This is a genomic window from Pseudomonas muyukensis, assembly GCF_019139535.1.
In the GTDB taxonomy this organism is placed as follows: Bacteria; Pseudomonadota; Gammaproteobacteria; order Pseudomonadales; family Pseudomonadaceae; genus Aquipseudomonas; species Aquipseudomonas muyukensis.
The window spans coordinates 4,851,501-4,868,045 of record NZ_CP077073.1; the positions used below are offsets into that span (position 1 = coordinate 4,851,501).

19 protein-coding genes are annotated in these 16,545 nt (G+C 64.2%); all 19 read right to left on the bottom strand.

Annotated elements, in window-relative coordinates; genetic code table 11:
• Positions 1-26: 26 nt before the first annotated feature.
• Positions 27-497: a recombination regulator RecX gene (recX, locus tag KSS95_RS21450; RefSeq protein ID WP_217849430.1), complete on the bottom strand. Its 471-nt coding sequence runs from the start codon at positions 495-497 to the stop codon at positions 27-29.
• An 8-nt stretch (positions 498-505) separates the two neighbouring features.
• Positions 506-1,573, bottom strand: a complete 1,068-nt coding sequence (gene recA, locus KSS95_RS21455; protein ID WP_217849431.1) for a recombinase RecA — start codon at positions 1,571-1,573, stop codon at positions 506-508.
• 103 nt (positions 1,574-1,676) lie between these two features.
• A complete protein-coding gene (locus KSS95_RS21460; protein ID WP_217849433.1) occupies positions 1,677-2,159 on the bottom strand; it encodes a CinA family protein in 483 nt (160 codons plus the stop codon).
• A 59-nt stretch (positions 2,160-2,218) separates the two neighbouring features.
• The gene (locus tag KSS95_RS21465; RefSeq protein ID WP_437179563.1) at positions 2,219-2,716 is read right to left on the bottom strand and encodes a lysis system spanin subunit; all 498 of its coding nucleotides are present in this window, start codon (positions 2,714-2,716) and stop codon (positions 2,219-2,221) included.
• Entirely contained in the window at positions 2,713-3,264 is a 552-nt protein-coding gene (locus KSS95_RS21470) for a glycoside hydrolase family 19 protein (RefSeq protein ID WP_217849435.1), read from the bottom strand. Before KSS95_RS21470 ends, KSS95_RS21465 begins: the two co-directional genes overlap by 4 nt.
• Positions 3,251-3,460: a Com family DNA-binding transcriptional regulator gene (locus tag KSS95_RS21475; protein WP_217849437.1), complete on the bottom strand. Its 210-nt coding sequence runs from the start codon at positions 3,458-3,460 to the stop codon at positions 3,251-3,253. Before KSS95_RS21475 ends, KSS95_RS21470 begins: the two co-directional genes overlap by 14 nt.
• Before the next feature lie 318 nt (positions 3,461-3,778).
• The gene (locus KSS95_RS21480) at positions 3,779-4,813 is read right to left on the bottom strand and encodes a phage late control D family protein (RefSeq protein WP_217849439.1); all 1,035 of its coding nucleotides are present in this window, start codon (positions 4,811-4,813) and stop codon (positions 3,779-3,781) included.
• Positions 4,814-4,850: 37 nt separating this feature from the next.
• On the bottom strand, positions 4,851-5,057 hold the full coding sequence (locus KSS95_RS21485; RefSeq protein WP_217849441.1) for a tail protein X: 207 nt from the start codon (positions 5,055-5,057) through the stop codon (positions 4,851-4,853).
• Positions 5,032-5,877: a phage tail protein gene (locus KSS95_RS21490; RefSeq protein ID WP_217849442.1), complete on the bottom strand. Its 846-nt coding sequence runs from the start codon at positions 5,875-5,877 to the stop codon at positions 5,032-5,034. The genes KSS95_RS21485 and KSS95_RS21490 overlap by 26 nt, the downstream gene beginning before the upstream one ends.
• Before the next feature lie 9 nt (positions 5,878-5,886).
• Positions 5,887-8,181, bottom strand: coding sequence for a hypothetical protein (locus KSS95_RS21495; RefSeq protein ID WP_217849444.1), 2,295 nt, complete (start codon positions 8,179-8,181; stop codon positions 5,887-5,889).
• Positions 8,182-8,306: 125 nt separating this feature from the next.
• Entirely contained in the window at positions 8,307-8,609 is a 303-nt protein-coding gene (locus KSS95_RS21500; RefSeq protein ID WP_217849446.1) for a phage tail assembly protein, read from the bottom strand.
• 12 nt (positions 8,610-8,621) lie between these two features.
• On the bottom strand, positions 8,622-9,131 hold the full coding sequence (locus tag KSS95_RS21505) for a phage major tail tube protein (protein ID WP_217849448.1): 510 nt from the start codon (positions 9,129-9,131) through the stop codon (positions 8,622-8,624).
• A 13-nt stretch (positions 9,132-9,144) separates the two neighbouring features.
• Positions 9,145-10,311 carry a phage tail sheath subtilisin-like domain-containing protein gene (locus KSS95_RS21510; protein WP_217849450.1) on the bottom strand — a complete coding sequence of 389 codons (1,167 nt, stop codon included), beginning with the start codon at positions 10,309-10,311 and terminating at the stop codon, positions 9,145-9,147.
• A gap of 120 nt (positions 10,312-10,431) precedes the next feature.
• Entirely contained in the window at positions 10,432-11,316 is an 885-nt protein-coding gene (locus KSS95_RS21515) for a phage tail protein (protein WP_217849452.1), read from the bottom strand.
• Positions 11,313-11,711: a phage tail assembly chaperone gene (locus tag KSS95_RS21520; RefSeq protein WP_225935538.1), complete on the bottom strand. Its 399-nt coding sequence runs from the start codon at positions 11,709-11,711 to the stop codon at positions 11,313-11,315. The genes KSS95_RS21515 and KSS95_RS21520 overlap by 4 nt, the downstream gene beginning before the upstream one ends.
• Positions 11,712-11,720: 9 nt before the next feature.
• Positions 11,721-14,711: a phage tail protein gene (locus tag KSS95_RS21525; protein ID WP_217849454.1), complete on the bottom strand. Its 2,991-nt coding sequence runs from the start codon at positions 14,709-14,711 to the stop codon at positions 11,721-11,723.
• Positions 14,704-15,315: a phage tail protein I gene (locus KSS95_RS21530; protein WP_217849456.1), complete on the bottom strand. Its 612-nt coding sequence runs from the start codon at positions 15,313-15,315 to the stop codon at positions 14,704-14,706. The genes KSS95_RS21525 and KSS95_RS21530 overlap by 8 nt, the downstream gene beginning before the upstream one ends.
• A gap of 1 nt (position 15,316) precedes the next feature.
• On the bottom strand, positions 15,317-16,198 hold the full coding sequence (locus KSS95_RS21535) for a baseplate assembly protein (RefSeq protein ID WP_217849458.1): 882 nt from the start codon (positions 16,196-16,198) through the stop codon (positions 15,317-15,319).
• A complete protein-coding gene (locus KSS95_RS21540; RefSeq protein WP_217849460.1) occupies positions 16,195-16,521 on the bottom strand; it encodes a GPW/gp25 family protein in 327 nt (108 codons plus the stop codon). Before KSS95_RS21540 ends, KSS95_RS21535 begins: the two co-directional genes overlap by 4 nt.
• Positions 16,522-16,545 lie beyond the last annotated feature (24 nt).

Here is a 16,545-nt window from a genome sequence, read left to right on the forward strand (position 1 = left end):
TCGTGCTCGAGCCAGCCCACAGGCCTTCAGTAATCGTCGAGATCGCGCCCGCTGAGCAGCCGGCCGATCATGTCCATGGCAAACCCACGGTAGGCGAGAAATCGCGTTTGCTGTGCCCGGCTACGCGGGTCTTGAGGCCGCTGCCCGGCAAACTTGCGTTGCCAGACATCCCGTAGCTGCACCGCCCAGTCCACCTCGCTGTCGCGCAGGGCCTGGTCGATATCGCCACGGTTCAAGCCACGCTGGCCAAGCTCCTCGCGAATACGCGCGGGGCCGTAACCGGCGTTGGAGCGGTAGCGGATGAAGCTTTCGAGATAACGGGCCTCACTGAGCAGCCCTTCTTCGGCAAGCCGATCGAGCGCGGGCTCGATCAGCTCATCCGGTGCGCCACGCTGACGCAGCTTGCGTGTCAGCTCGACGCGACCATGCTCGCGGCGCGCGAGCAGGTCCATGGCTGTCCGCCGAACGGCGACGGGGGTGTCGAGTACGACGGACATGGGGTCAATCAGTAACCGGCGTCGGCGTCGGCCAGGTCGTCGGCATCGGCCTCGGCAGCAGCAGCCTTGGCAGCAGCAGCCACGGCACCCGAGGTCAGCAGCTTCTCGCGGATCTGCTTCTCGATCTCGGTGCCGATGGCCGGGTTCTCTTGCAGGTACTTGGCAGCGTTGGCCTTGCCCTGGCCGATCTTGTTGCCCTGGTAGCTGTACCAGGCACCGGATTTTTCCACCAGGCCCTGGGAAACGCCCAGGTCGATGATTTCGCCGTTGCGGTAGATACCCTTGCCGTACAGGATCTGGAACTCAGCCTGACGGAACGGCGGCGAGACCTTGTTCTTGACGATCTTGACGCGGGTTTCGCTGCCGACCACCTCGTCGCCTTCCTTGACCGCGCCGGTACGGCGGATGTCCAGGCGCACCGAGGCGTAGAACTTCAGGGCGTTACCACCGGTGGTGGTTTCCGGGCTGCCGAACATCACGCCGATCTTCATACGGATCTGGTTGATGAAGATGACCAGGCAGTTGGCGTTCTTGATGTTACCGGTGATCTTGCGCAGTGCCTGGGACATCAGGCGGGCCTGCAGGCCGACGTGCATGTCGCCCATCTCGCCTTCGATCTCGGCCTTGGGTACCAGGGCTGCCACGGAGTCGACGATGATCACGTCGACCGCGTTGGAACGCACCAGCATGTCGGTGATTTCCAGGGCCTGTTCGCCGGTGTCCGGCTGCGAGACCAGCAGGTCGTCGACATTGACGCCCAGCTTGCCGGCGTACTCGGGGTCGAGGGCGTGTTCGGCGTCGACGAAGGCACAGGTGGCGCCGTTCTTCTGGGCTTCGGCGATGACCGAGAGGGTCAGCGTGGTCTTGCCCGAGGATTCCGGGCCATAGATCTCGACGATACGGCCCTTCGGCAGGCCGCCAATGCCCAGGGCGATGTCCAGGCCCAGGGAACCGGTGGAGATGGCAGGAATGGCCTGGCGCTCGTGGTCGCCCATGCGCATGACCGCGCCCTTGCCGAATTGGCGTTCGATTTGACCCAGGGCCGCAGCCAAGGCGCGCTTCTTGTTGTCGTCCATTGAAATCCTCACGTGATCGACTTGGCCCTGGGGCCGGAACAACTGTATAAGTAGCCAGTATTATTCCACAGGGATTCGTTTCCGCAAACCCCCGTCGAGTGAATTACTCCGCGCCAAGCTGTAACAAGCCGTCTAGCGCGGCGATCACCGTCTGTCGGCGCACCGCCTCGCGGTCGCCGTCGAAGTGGCGCCGCTCGCTGCTCACGTGCTTGCCGTCGGCCCAGGCCAGCCACACCGTGCCCACCGGTTTGGCCGGCGAGCCGCCATCCGGCCCGGCCACGCCGCTCACCGCCACGGCAAAACGCGCCCCGCTGGCAGCCTGGGCGCCACGGACCATGGCCTCGACCACCTCCTGGCTGACCGCGCCAACCTGGGCGAACAAGGGCTCAGGGACGCCAAGCTGGCGGGTCTTCTGGGCATTGGAATAGGTGACATAGCCGGCCTCGAACCAGGCCGAGCTGCCGGGAATGCGAGTGATAGCCTCGGCGATGCCGCCGCCGGTGCAGGATTCGGCGGTGCTCACCTGGGCGTTGAAGCGCCGCAGGTGTTCGCCCAGGCGCGTGGAAAGTACGGTGATCGGGTCCATGGCGAGCTCCTGGCAAGACAGCGCCCTACCCTACCACTCCCCAGTGGGCTGGCAAGTGCTCAATGGGCCAGGCCACGCACGTACTCCTGGCAGGCCCGCAACGCGATCAGTCCGCGGTCGCCGTCGTCGGTGATGCTGATAATTCGTCGAGCATGCGCCGGGTCAAGTCGGGCGCGTACGGCGCCATGATCCACGCCGCCGGTGCCGGCGGCGGCAGGCACTGCGGCGCCACTGGCGTCGCGTTCGACCAGGACCGACAGGCGCAGATCGGCAGTAGCAAGGCGATCACGCAGGCGTGCTTGAGCGTGTTGGGCATCGGTGAGTTCCTGGTAATGTTTCGATTCACTGTCGCGCAGGCGTTGTTCGAGGCCCTGGCGTTGCTCGCGTTCGGCCAGCAGCAGCGCGTACAAGGCCTTGGCCTGGTCCAGGCGCTGCTGCACCAGCGCCTGCTCCTGCACCGCCAGCTGGCGCCCATGGCGCCAGCCCTGGGCCTGCCAGGCCGCGGCGGCGCTCATTGCCATCAGCAGCAAGCACAGCGCCGCCTGCCAGCGGCTCAACACAGCACCTCGCGGGCCCGAGTCCACAGCGCCGTGCGTTCGCTCAGGCCATTGAGGCCGCCGTTGATATGGCGGGTGATGCGGTTGAACTCCCCCTGGTCGGCCAAGGCATTGAGCCCGCGCGAGTGCCAGAACCAGGCCGCCGATTCGCAGGCCCAGCGCGGCTGTTCAAGCATCTGCGGCTGCGCCAGCAGGCGCTCGTCACCGAACAGCGCGCGGCTGCACGCCTGGTAGTTGTTGCGCCCGGTCACCTGGATCAGGCCACGGCCGCAATACAGCTGGCCATCGCCGTCGGCCTGCGGCGTGTTGCCCAGGCGCAGGGCCAGGCTGCCGGTGTCGTAGCGGGCCAGGTACTGGTCGCTGCCCAGTTCCTTGACGTAGCGCAGTTGCCCGGACTCATGGCCAACCTGGGCGAGGAAGGCGGCGATGCGCTTGGGATGGTCGATTTCCCAGTTGGCCATTGCCGTGTTGAGGGCTGGCAGAAAAGTCGCGGCGCGCTGGCCGGCGAGTGGGTAGATCTGGCGAAGTTGCTGTTCAGTGAGCGGCATCGATACATTCTCCATGGCTGTCTGATCGAAGGGCGGCGCAGGCCGCCGGAGGTTCGCTCACAGGCGATGGCTCGAAGCGCGTGGCTTTCACATGGTTCAAGGTACGGCAACGGCCGCACTTGATCTGGAGCTCGGAAACCGGGGTGATACGGGCCAGTAGCTTGTGGCACTGGCCGCAGCGTAAGTCGATGAACATACAGGTCTGTCCTGGTAATAGAGCGGCCAGGAACTCCCGGCATGCGGATAAATGAACGCGATTCAGCGCAGCAACTGCACATGACGATCGCTCCAGGCGGACCACAGCATCAGGCACGCGCCCAGCAGGCCAAGAAATACGCCGAACCCGACCATGAAATCCGTGTGCCCTGGGCCGCATTGCCGATCAGGCAAATATCACGGTAAGCGAGTACTGCAAACATCCTTGCTGCCCTCCATAGTCAGGCGCGTCGATTGAGCGACGACTATAGAAATGGCATTCATCGACAGGCACCGGGAAACGCTCTCCCGGACCGTCTCAGGCCTTGCACAACCCCGTGCGGCGCACAGCGCTACCCTTGGCGCTGGCCTTGCCCTGGCGGCCGCCGTTGCATTGCAAGGTGGTGCGCCAGCCACTGCTGGTGAACACCTGCTCCACCGACTCGACCAGGTAGGTGCCATCGAGCCCTGGGAGAAAGCCACTGGCCTCGATGCTGCGCTCGGCGAACAGGTCGGTACGCCCGGGCAGGTCCAGGCGCACGCTGGCGGTATCGCGGTTGAAACTGGCCAGGCGCGCTTTGGCGGCCTGTTCGGCGGCAGCGCGATTGGGGTACAGGTGGCGGTCGGTGTACACCGGCTGCAGGCCGTTCGGAGCGTCGCCGTTTTCCAGCTCCACCGTTTGCAGGCGCCCACTGGCGCTGTCCTGGTGGCGAGCCCTGACCGCCTTGTGGGTGCTCTTGTCGGCCAGGCGGAACTGCCACTGGCTGACATCGCTGCGGGCGATGCTCACCACGCCCAGGGGCTTGCCACTGGCGCTCTGCCCGCCCTGGCGCGGCAGCACCAGCAGTTGGCCGTTGGCCAGCTTGGCGGTGCAATCGTGCAGGCGCGCCAGGCGGGTGACGAAGTTGAAGTCCGACTCGCTGTACTGGTCGACCCGCAGGATCTGCGCGGTCACCGGGCACACCGCCTGCCAGCCGTTGCGGGCGGCGATCTCGGCGACGATGCGTTGCAGCGTCACCTGCTCCCAGCTACCGCTGCGGATGCTCTTGCCACTGCCGCGCAGGTCGCTGGCCTTGCCGCGAATCACCAGGGTGTCGGGCGGGCCGGACAGCTCCACCTCGTCGACGGTATAGCGGCCCAGGCGGCTCAAGGGTTGACCGGCGTATCCCAGGTGCACCTCGAGCGCTGCACCGCGCGCCGGCAGCGCCAAGGCACCGTCGCGGGCATCGAGGCGTAGTTCGAATTCGTCCGACTCCAGGCCGGGTTTATCGGTGGTACGCAGCAGCAACAGACGATCGTTGATCAACGTGGTGATGTCGTGGCCGTCCGCGGTGATGCGAAATTGGGGCTGCATGGTCAGTGCCTCAGGGTGTGGATGTGAAGGGGCGTCATCAATCCCACAGCTGCAGGCTGCTGCTCGCCGCCACGGACAGCTCCGGCAGCAGGATTTTCACCCCGGCGCGAAACGGCTGGGCCTCGTCCGCCAGGCCCTGGTTGGCAGCCAGCAGCGCTTCGAGCGTGCCGCCCAGATGCCCGTAGTAGTGCTGGCAGAGGGTGTCGAGCAGATCGCCCTCAGACGTTGTGCAAATCCTGGCCATAGCTGACGAACTCCAGTGAGAAACCTTGTTTGCGAGGGATGCCGCCGGCCAGCAGCATGCTTTGCTCTTCCTCGATGCTGGTCAGGCACCAAGTGCCGAGCACCTCGCCGTAACCGGTGGTCAAGGACAACGGCAGCAACTGCCGGCCAATGCTGCGCAGGCTCTGCAACTGACCGATTCCGCCCTTGAAACCGGGGAAGATCGCACCACGCAAGGTGATGCTCTCCTCGCCCAGGCTGACCGCCTGTTGAGCGTTGTCACGGCTCAGGCGCTCCTGCCCGGCCCAGCGAAAACGCGTCTGCCGGCGCAGCTGGTCGAAAGCGGCGGTGTCGAGGTTGAAGTAGTACGGCGCGCTGCCGGCCTTGAGCGGCTGCAGCACCAGCAGGTGGGGAAACGGCTTGACCGCTTCGGGTGCGGGGGTCGCCTCGGGCGCAAAGCCCAGGGTCGACAGCACGCCATTGACGGCCGAGCGCACCTCCCCCGCTACACGGCGGATCGCCGCGCCGGCCTTGGCCACGTGCCCGGCAAAGGCGTCGATGCGCTCACGCACCTGGCGCACCACGCCAAGCGCCTGGTCGTACTTGGCGAGCACCTTGGTAACCCGCGCCTGGGCCGAGGCAATCGCCCGCATGGTGCGCTGCAGTTTGGCACCGATGAGCGGGCCGACCACAGGCAGGCCCTCCAGCTCGGCCACCGCGCCCTGCACGTGGCCGATCGCCTCGTTCATCGGCTCGAGCATGGCGTCGGCACGCCGACGCCCTGCCTCGCCCGCCTTGACCAGGGCGTGCAGCGTGGCTTGCAGCTGCTCCAGATAGGTCATGCTTGCTCCTTAAAGTGCAATGTGTGGGGTGTCGGCCAACTGCACCGAACGGGCCTGGCGCATCAGCTCCTCCAGCTGGCGCCGGGCGATGGCCTCCAGCTGTTGCAGCACCGAAGGGTCATCGAGGCTGTTGCTGAACGTGACCGGCATGTTGGCGGTGAAGGTGAATTGCTGGTTGATTGGCGCGGGCGGGACCGCTGGCGTTGCCGTCGCTACCGATGGCGCGGGTAGCGGCGGCTGTGCTGCGGGGCTATCCATTGCCCGCACCGTTTCCCCCAGGCCTGGCTTGGCGGCGGGCTCTTCCTTGCCCGAACCCAGCGCCTTGCCCAGCCAGCCACCGATACTTTCACCTCCCATGCTGCCCAGCACGCCACCGATCAGGCCGCCAATCGCGGTGCCGATCACCGGCACCACCGAACCGATGGCCGCACCTGCCGCAGCACCGGCCAGGCCGCCTCCCAGGCCACCGACGGCGGTACCATAACCCTCGAGTTTCTGCTCGGGGGTGGCATCGCTGTTGTAGGTCTCGGCAAGTTGCAGGCCGGTGTCGAGCAAGGCGGCACCCGGGATGCGCCTGAACACTCGCCTTGCCACCGAGGCACCGGCGTTGCCGGCCCCTGCCCTGCCCACCAGCCCCGTGAACGCAGTACCGGCAAGCCCGACCGCGCGGGTCGGCGATGCAGTGGCTGGCGGGCTGTCCGGGACAGCTTCCTGGGCCTCGAAGAAGGCCGCCTCATCCTCGGCTTCGTCGACCTCTTCTTCCTCCTCCTCTTCCTCCGCCTCCTCGGCATCGTCACTCGCTTTCGGCATGCGAGCGGCAGCGGCAGGTGCCTTGGCTTTGTCGGCAGGAGCATCGTTGGCGGCAGGCTTGTCGGAGAACAAGCCATGAAGCGTCTTGCCAGCCAGGCCGCCGAGACCTTCACCGATCATTTCGCCAAGCTCGCCGCCGTACTTCTGGATCTGCTTGTTCTTGGTCACGCCGCCGAGCAGTTCGGCCCCAAGACTCCCCAGTACGCTCCCGAAAGCGGCGCCCACCGCCTCGGCCTGGTCCTCGCTCTTGTCCTTGAGCATGGCCAGGCCAAGCTTGGTCGCGCCCTTGGCGGCGGCCTTGCCACCATTGTCCCTAATGCCGTTGGTGATCTCGTTGCGCCGCTCGGGAGACTGCCCTTGATAGCTCCGCGCGCCCCAGGCGGCAAACGCGGTCCCCCCCAGCGCGCCTGCCGCGATCAATCCGCCCTGCATGATCTCCCGAGCGCCATTGGCGGGCCCCTCGGGGGGACGCTGTTGAACCACAGCAGCGCTCTCGGGTGCGGCGCTTCGGGCCTCTCCAGGCCCCGTGGCGGCCCCCTCGGGCACCTCGGCAGAACGTTGCGCTGAAGCGTCAGCCGCAGCCTTGTCCTTGCCTGAAGCATCGTTGGCGGCGGGTGTATCGGAGAACCAGCCGAAGACTGTCTTGCCAATCAGCCCACCGACGCCTTCACCGATCATTTCGCCGATTTCGCCACCGTACTTCTGGATCTGCTGGTTCTTGGTCAGGCCACCCAGGAGCTCCGCTGCGAGGTTGCCGAGTACGCCTCCAAGGGCTGCGCCTGCAGCCTCGGCCTTATCCTCGCCCTTGTCCTTGAGCATGGCCAAGCCAAGCCTGGTGACGCCCTTGGCGCCAGCCTTGCCACCGTTCTCCTGCAGTCCCCTGGTGATCTCACTTTGTCTTTCGGGCGTTCGGCTTTGATAATACGCACGGGCTCCCCAAGCAGTGCCAGCGGCTACAGCAACAGTACCGACACCGACCGCTCCAGCCTTGAACACCGCCAAACCAGCATTCGCCGACGCCAGAGGCACTCGCCCCTGCTCCCCGCTGCGCGCCTCGGGCGGATCACCCCGGGCCGGCCGTGGTGCGGGGCTCGTCCCCTCCAGCAAAGCCGCCTTGCGCTGCTCCAACGTGGGGACTGGAGATTGCTTGGCAGCGGCCGCACTCGAGGCCACCACCATCGCACGCAGTTCCAGCGGCTTGCGCCCAAGGGACAGGTACAGCCTGCGCAAGCGCTCGACCTCGTTCACCTCAAGGCGCAATCGATCGAGCTGCGCCTCATGGGCACCTGCCTGGTCGTTATCCAGCTGCCTTTCGGCCTGGCCCACCTTGTCCAGCTCGAGCCCCAGGCGGATGACCTCGCCGATCAACCGCCCGAGCCGGGTCCCGTCCGCTTGCCTGCGCAGGCGCTCGACCTGGCCACGCAAGCTGTCGACGGACCTGCCCAATGCCTGGTCGCGGGTGACGCCTAGGGTGAACACCTGTGTGTTCGCCATGGCTTGCTCCTTGTCACTCCGTCAGCCACCAGACCATGTCGCTGTACGACATGGTCATGATTTCGCTGGCGGAAAAGTTCAGCTCCTTGGCCAGCCGCCGGGCGGCGGCCTTCTGCCGGGCAGGGTCAAACCTCGTCGTCCTGCACCAGGCGAAAATAGCCGTTCTGCAGGCGGCTGTAGTCCTTCAGGGCCAGGCCCTCCAGGTCCTTGACGCCGACTTCGGCCAGCGAGGCGAACAGGTTCAGCTCGCGCTGTTCGTCATCGCCCGCGCCACCGGCCTGGGCGTTGCGGATGTCACGCACGGTCGGTGCGCGCAAAGACAGGCTGTCGACCTGCACGCCGTTGGCCTCGCTGGGGCGCGACAGGCGCACGGTCACGCGCTCGGCGTCGACGGTCAGCCATTGTGGAAGTTTCTTCGCTTGAGTCATCGAGCGTTCTCCTTAAAGACCCAGTGCCGCGCGCTGGGCGGCCAGTTGGTCGACACCATCGATCACCCGTTTCATGCCCAGGGCATCGATTTCGTAGACCAGGCGGCCATCGACCTCGAGCTTGTAGTAGGTGACGGCGACGCTGTGCTTGATCTCGGCCTTGTCACCGGACTTCCAGTCGCCCATGTCGACTTCCTTGAGCGCACCACGCAGGGTGACGATCACCGGGTTGATCTTGCCCTTGAGGCCCTTGAAGGCGCCGCGGAAGGTACCGTTGAAGCCGGTGCCGTCGGCCAGGCCGAAGAACTTCAGCGACTCGCGGCGCACGCCGGTGGTGGTGAAGGCGGCTTCCTGCTTCTCCATGCCCTGGTCCAGCTCGACCGGCATGTCCATGCCGCCGGGGCGGTACTCCTCGGTCTTCAGGGTGAGCTTGGGCAGGGTCAGGCTGGGTACGTCGCCCTGAAAGCTGACGCCATCGACGAACAGGTTCAGGTTGGCCAGTGTTTCGGGAATCATTGCCATGTAGGTGCGCTCCTTAAGCGGCGGAATCGAGGACTTCGGTCAGCCACTGGTTGGTGACTTCGACGCGGAAATTGGGGTTTTCGGCAGGCGGCACATCGGTGAAGCGGATGTTCCAGTACACCTTGCCCTGCTCCAGCTGGCTGGCGGTGTTCAGCTCCGGGTCGGCGAACACCTCGAAGTTGATGATCGCGCCCTGGTTCTTCAGGTCGCGCATGAAGGCCTGCAAGCCTTCGGTGACGTCCTTGACGTAAGTGGCGGTGATGGAGCGGTCGACGGCCCACTTGTGGCCGTAGAGGATCGCGTCCATGACGATGTCCATGGTCCGCACGCGGGTGACGAAGGCCCATTTCGGGTCGCTCGACAGGGTACGGTTGCCCCACAGGCGGAAGCCGTCGTCGCGGATGATGGTGGCGATGTTGGCGTTGTTCAGCAGGTTGGCGCGGCAGCTGTCGTCGCCATCGAGGAACTCCACGGCGCGGCTGGTGCCGGTGATGCCGACGAACTCCTTGTTCGACGGCGAAGCCCAGAAGCCGTACTCGCGGTCGGTGAAGGCGAACAGGCCAGCGACCCAGGCCGAGCCTGGCGCATCGACGGTGGCCTGTTCGGCGTTGTCCCAGTAGCGCACGCCTGGGTCGACCAGGAAGGCGCGCTTGGCGCCGAAGTTCTTGGCGTAGGCGATGGCCGCTTCGTCGGTGCTGTTGGGGCCGTCGATGATGGCGATGGCGCGCAGCTTGTCGGCCAGGGCCACCAGGGCGGTGCCGACGGCTGGGGTGGCGCTGTGCTTGGGGGTGACCAGCAGGCGTGGCTGGGCGTTGAAACGGCTCTTGCCGTCGAGCAGCGCCTGCAGGCCGGTGCGCTTGCCGTCGGCCAGCACGTTGCCGATGATCGCCGAGGTCTGCTCGGCGGCGTCTTCGAGCTTGGCCACGCCGCAGGCGACGATGACCGCCTTGGCGCGGCTGTAGATGGCGCGGCAGGCCTTGGTGATCGCCGCGTCCTGGCCGAACGCCGCGACCGCTTCGCGCTCGCTGGTGATCAGCACCAGGTCATTGGCCTTGGCGCTGGCGCCCGGGCCTTCGCTGAAGGTGTCGACCAGGCCGATGATCGAGGACGACGGCAGCGCGATGCTGCGGGCGCCGGTGTCGACGTTGGTCACGGTGACGCCGTGGAAGAATCCACTCATGTAGGTTTGCTCCAGGTTCAGATATGAAAAGGCCCCGCTGGTGCGGGGCCTGGACAGGCTTGACTCAGGTAGAGAGCAGCCCTGTATAGGTAGGTGTCTATTGATTGATGCGAAGCCGATTCAGATCAGTTTGATACGGCTTGGATAGGCTATGTTGCGAGGTCTTACAGCACCAAAGTAGACACTGTTCGCCGCAATTGTTTGTGTAGTGACGGACGCCGTCGTCGTCGACACCGCTACGGTTTCGTTTGTATCAGCGACATCGAAAAACTTAGGTTTCATATTTTGCATTCGCCGGAATGACGAAACTGCATCAACGATCTCCCCATGTACCAGCGAAGCGGACTGGTATGAACCAGGCGTTCGTGTCGGATCCACTGCGCGTCCCTCGTCAAGCGAGCGCATGAACTCACCGCGCAGCTCGGGGATACGGAAAGTGCTGGTCCCGTCACCACGGGTCCATCCACCTTCCATCCCGGCCCTTTGAGCATCGTTTACCAGCATTCCGGACTGCTCGGCGTGGTCCCATAGCCAGGGCCAATCGCCACGCCCCAACAACCGAGCATCAGGCCGTCCCCAGCCGCCTGGGTTGGTGGCTGTCGTGGTTTCAAAGGCGATGCGTCCCAGCGGGGTGTTATCGAACCGGTCGAGCAGCAGCCAGTTACCAACGCCATCACTGCGTAAATGCCAAAAGTCACCGGCGCCCAGCAGCACAAAGTGGCCATAGCCTGCCGGGCGCAGATGGGTATGAAACTTGACCGACTCGCCGCCTGCGGCCCGCACGGTCAGGTTGTTGCCGCTGTTGTCGATCCGTTGCACGCGGATGTCCATCGGCTTGGTCGCCGCCGGCAGCACAATCAACAGCGAGCCGGCGGAGGCATCGACCAGTACCACGCCGGTATCATTCTCGGTCAACACTTTGTTGGCGATGATCGGGGCATTGTTCAGCCCTCGTACCGCCAGCAAGCCGCGCTCAATCGCGGCCAGATCATCGGCGCGACTCATTGATCACCCCCTGATTGCTCAAGGAAAGCCGGGGGCACCGGCCGCGCTGATACGTCAGGAAACGCCTCGGACTGGGGCCAGTCGCGCAAAGCCTGCATGAACACCAGCAGCTCGGCGAACTGATCGGCGGTCAGCGTGGTGGTGGCGCCAATTTCCAGCTGGTCGCGGTGCCGATCACGCAGCCAGACCGCTCCGGCCAACATCTTGTCGCGCCACCCTCTTTCCGCAGATACCGCTCCAACAGCATTTACAATGTTCATCCGCCTAATGAACGAAACATAGCGTTCATCGTTTTCCTCTACCTCACCGAGGTTTAGGTAATACATAGGGTCTTGTGGCCCTGCGAATGAGGCGCAAACCTCGGCATGCGTGGCACTCTTAAATTGTACGTGCATAAACACCCCTTAAAACATATAGCTACGAACGTTGACTTGGTAACCGCCATTAGAACCATTCATCATGCTGTAAGCGATGTTCTGCGGAGTGCTCATTATCAGGTCACCATAACCGCCTCCAGTCATGGCGGAGTTTGTTACCGACGCCATCACAGCAAAACCACCTGTACCCTGAGTGTTACCGGCCAGATTCATTGCAACTCCCTGACCCGCAGAAAGTTGGTTGGCACTTGCATACACCCCAACCTTTTTTGCGTTGAAGGGGACGGCCGGAGCAATATTTAGCGGCACCAAGTCAAGGCTGTAGCTCGAACTAATATTCAGCACATTCTTCTGTATGATTTGAACTTCTCGATCAAGCTGAGAAACAATTGCGAAGGTATTGGCAGTCGTATGCATTGGCACAATACTGATTAACGCAGAAGCATTGAAGCCTCCGGGCATATGTGCTCCGGCGTAAATTTCGGAGACAGCGGCCGCCGCACTGGCATTTACCGCCATAACCGCCACTTCCTTGGTCGCGGTATTGAGCAACGCATACAGTGCGGCAAAACCATTCGCTGGGATCGTACCCGTGTCAACACCGCCCTTACCAACAACGGTGAGGTTGACTACCTGTTTAAAATTCCTGATACAGTAAGTCCGCCCATCCCCTGAACCTACGATAATCTCAGTTGCTGTAAATGTGGCGCTCGATGAAATCGACGTAACGCTCATCGACGCATTACGCATGCTACCAACGACAGGGCCATTCACAGCTTGCTCATCGACTGCTGCCGCCAACGCAGCAACATCGATCTGCCCCTGATTCACAGGCGCATTCCAAGCCTTGATACACCACATGACCGCCAGGTTGCGTGGGCGAGTCTCCCCACCGCCCGTGGAGGTAAGGTTTGTGAAGTTTGTACCTGTAGCGACTCCACCAGCATCAGCGCCGACAAAGAACGGGCCGCCGGTGTTATCCAGAACATTGGATGCCCACATCGGGGCTCCGTGACCATGGCTCTTGAAGGCGTCAAGTTGGTTGCTGCCAAGCTCACGCCCGACATCAACCCCTCGCCCATGATCCCAACCACGCAGGAATTCTCCTCGCGAGTCCGGCAAGCGGAAGAACCCTGCCGGCTCTACACCTTTGTTGTACGTGGTGCCCAGGTAAGCCGCCAGATCCGGGTAGGTCGCCGCGCTTTGAAGACTGCCATCAAGCTCGAGGTAACCGGCTGGTACCTCGGCCTTGGGGAACGGCAGGATCGCACCGACAGGTGTCGAGGAGCGCAATACCGTCAGTTCGGCAACAAGGGCCGCGACGTCGATCTGGCCCTGATTTACCGGCGCGCTCCAGGCCTTGATGCACCACATTACGGCAATGCTTCGGGGCCTCGTCTCCACACCACCAGTAGAGCCAGATACCAAGCCACCAATTGCGCCAGACATAGAGCCTGGCGAAGTTTCAATGTAGCCCTTGGCCGTCGAGGAAGAGCTGCCGTAAGCCTTGCCAAACACGGTGGAAGGGGTAGCCGCCGCGCCGGTAACTCCGCTCGCACCTTGCCCACCGCCGACGTTGTCCACGAAGCTCACATCCTTGTGGTAGTGAGACTTCAGGGATTCGTCTATCCATGTTCCCACTCCTCGCCCTGGATCTACACCGCGTCCATGATCCCAACCTCGCAAAAACTCACCGCGGGTATCCGGCAGGCGGAAGAATCCTGCAGCCTCATTGCCCGTGTTGAACGCCCCACCCAGGTAAGCAGCCAGGTCCGGATACACCGCCGCACTCTGGGTACTGCCGTCGACCTCAAGGAAGCCCGCCGGCACCGTCCCCCTCGGGAACGGCAGCATGGTTCCCACCGGCAACGCCGATGCAGTATTCAGCAGCGCCTGGGTCTCGGCCTTGGTGTAGCTGTTCGCAGCCTGGAACGAACTGAATGCCAGGATCTCCACAGCTTCGCCAAGGCTGCACGGAGCCTTGAAGGTGATTTTCAGGCCATCGGACAGGTAGTCGGTGATCTCGCGGCCATTGCGCAGCACGATGGTGCTGCCGACGGTATGCGCCAGGTTGAAGACGGTCTGGCCGACCGACGCCTCGAATGAAAAGCGCTCGAACGCCCTGCTTGCGCCGACACCACCGCCTAGTTGGAAACTGGTTCCGTCGTAATTCAGGTCGTACAGGACACCGCTACGGATGTCACCGCCTACCAAGTCGACCAGGCCGGCATTGCCGGACTTCTTCACTGCCACGGCGGCCAAGCCATTGATACGCACCGTCACGGCACCGGTATTGGTGGCGCTGGCTTGGAACTGGAAGCGCTGGCCAGGGGCATAGGCTGCCAGGGCCGATTCGCCGCTCTTGAGTTTCAGTGTCAAGGCATTGGCGGTGCCGGTGGCAATACCAAGCCAGGCTAGCGGCCCGACGTCTTTGGCCGCGTCGGCACGACGCAGGTACTGCGGGTGGGGGTCGGCTGCCTCCAGATGCGCCTTGAGTTGGTTACGCGCATACAACTCTGCCGCTTCGCGGGCTTTGTCGACGTAATCGCGAGTGGCCAGGACGATACTCGGGTCGATCTTGAGCGTGACATTGGCGAGGTTGCCGAACACCACATGCATGCGGATGGTCTGGGTGCGCCCGGAACCTTGTGCCAGCAGCGGCTTGTAGCTGGGCGCCGGTTTGGCCACGGCAATGAAGTTGCCGTTGGCATCCTCCAGCGCCAGCTCGCGGATCCACCAGCCACCGGTTTCCGGTGGCAGAACCAGTTCGGCCACCAGCACGCCAGGGTCGGCAGGCGATTGATACAGGGCATTGAGTTGAGCCCGATAGACCTGGCGCACCAGCGCGGTCTGGGTTGGTTTGGGCGTTGGGTCGGGGGTCTGCGAAGGCTCGCCGCCAGCATCACCGATCAACATGTGGGTGATGTTCCAGGGCAGCCCCAGCACGGCGGTGTTGGCCTGCTGGGCGATGCCCACGTTGGTCAGGAACCCACCGAATTGGGTCGTTGAGTTAGCCATTGAGGTAGATGTCCAGTATGTCCGAGGTGTGGTCGCTCACCAGGTTGTAAGCGCCCAGGTGTACGTCGATGTCCGATGCCTGCCAGGGAAGTACCTCCAGCAGTTCACCGTCGTAGAGCGCAACGGCCTGATAGGCGGGGATGTGGCTTTCGAGGCTGATGTCGAGCCCGACCAAGTGCCGGCTGACCGGCTTGGCGTCCTCGATCAGTCGGGTCAGCTCTTGATAGGTCTGTTCATCGATACCGCTGTCCGCCACCCCGACCTTCAGGGCAAAGGTCCCCGGCACGCCGGCAGGCTGGGCCTGCCACCATTCCTGCACCTCGATCAGGTAGCCGAATGGCTCGACCACCCGGCGCAAGGCACCGAGGGTGCCCTTGTGGGCGTGGACGAAGAACGCCGAGCGGATCACCGAGCGCTTGATCGCCTCGCTCCAGCTGTCGTCCCAGCGGTCCACCGACCAGGCCCAGGCCAGTTGGTAAAGCAGGTGCGCCGGGCAGGTGTCGGGGTTGTAGAGGGTGCGCAACGTGACCTTGAGGTCTTCGTCGGCGGCCACCTCGATGGCCCGTTCCAGTGGCGTGCGGTTGAGCGGCAGAAGACTCTGCATGTCACTCACCCCGCTGCAGGTCGATGCCGGTGCACCAGGCGGCCTGGGCCTTGCTCGGACGGATGTCGTGCCAGCCGAGCAGTTCGACCCGGCTGACGCCGTCGATGTGCAATTGCGCGTCGATGCCCGAGCGGGCGACCTCGACGCCAAGGCGTCGACGCGGATTGACCCAAGCCTGGAGACGGCGCCGGCACTCGCTGAGGATCGCCTCGAACTCCGGACCGTTGTCGGCCATGTGCAGCACCGCCTCGACGCGGTACGGCAACACCTCGGCGCTGCGCACATTGACCCGGTCGGCGACCGGGCGGATGTCGTCGTCGTTGAGGTAGGCGCTTACCTGCGCCAGCAGCTCGGGGCTGGCCACGCCGTCGTTGTCCAGGCTCAGCACAGTGACGTCCACCACCGCCGGCGACGGGCTTTCGGCGGTCGCGTCGGCGACCCGCCCCGAAGCGTTGCGGGCATGGAGGATGTAGCTGTTGCGTGGGCCGGCGGTGGTCAGGCCTTCATAGACCAGTTGCACGCGCTCGCGCAGGGCGTCGTCGGATTCGAGCACGGCCTCGGTCGCTGGGATCGTACTCGGGTCGGCGGCCTGGATCACCAGGCGCTGCAGGCTGACGTTGGCCGCGAGTTGGTCGAGGTCGCTGCCTTGGGCGTAGGCCAGCAGCAGCGCCTTGGCCGCGTCGTTGATGCGCGCCCGGTTGAGCAGCTTGCGGTAGGCGCCGACCTCGAGCAGCTTGGTGACCGGGTCGCTTTCCAGGTTGGCGCTCCAGGCGTCGCCCAGCTGGGCGCGAAAGCTCGCCAGGTCATCCTGGTACAGCACCTCGAAATCGAGGTCTTCGAGCAGTTGCGGGGCGGGCAGTTTCGACAGGTCGACCTGGCTCATACGGTCACCTCCACCAGGGCGTCGTCGCCCAGGTAGCGGCCACTCAGGGCCAGGCTGACCTGGCCGTCGAGCACGGCCAGTACCTTGACCCGCTCCAGTTGCAGGCGCGGCTCCCAGCGTCCGAGGGCGCGGGCCACTTCGGCCTGCACCGCGCTCTTCCAGCCTTCGTTGACCGGCAGGTCGACGTAGCGACGCAGTTGGCTGCCGTACTCCGGGCGCATGCGCCGGCTGCCCAGCGGGGTGGTGAGGATGTCTTCGATGGATTGACGCAAGTGGGCGACGCCCGACAAGGACTGACCGGTGCGGCGGTCCAGGCCGATCATTGGGCACCTCTTGTCCCATGCTCA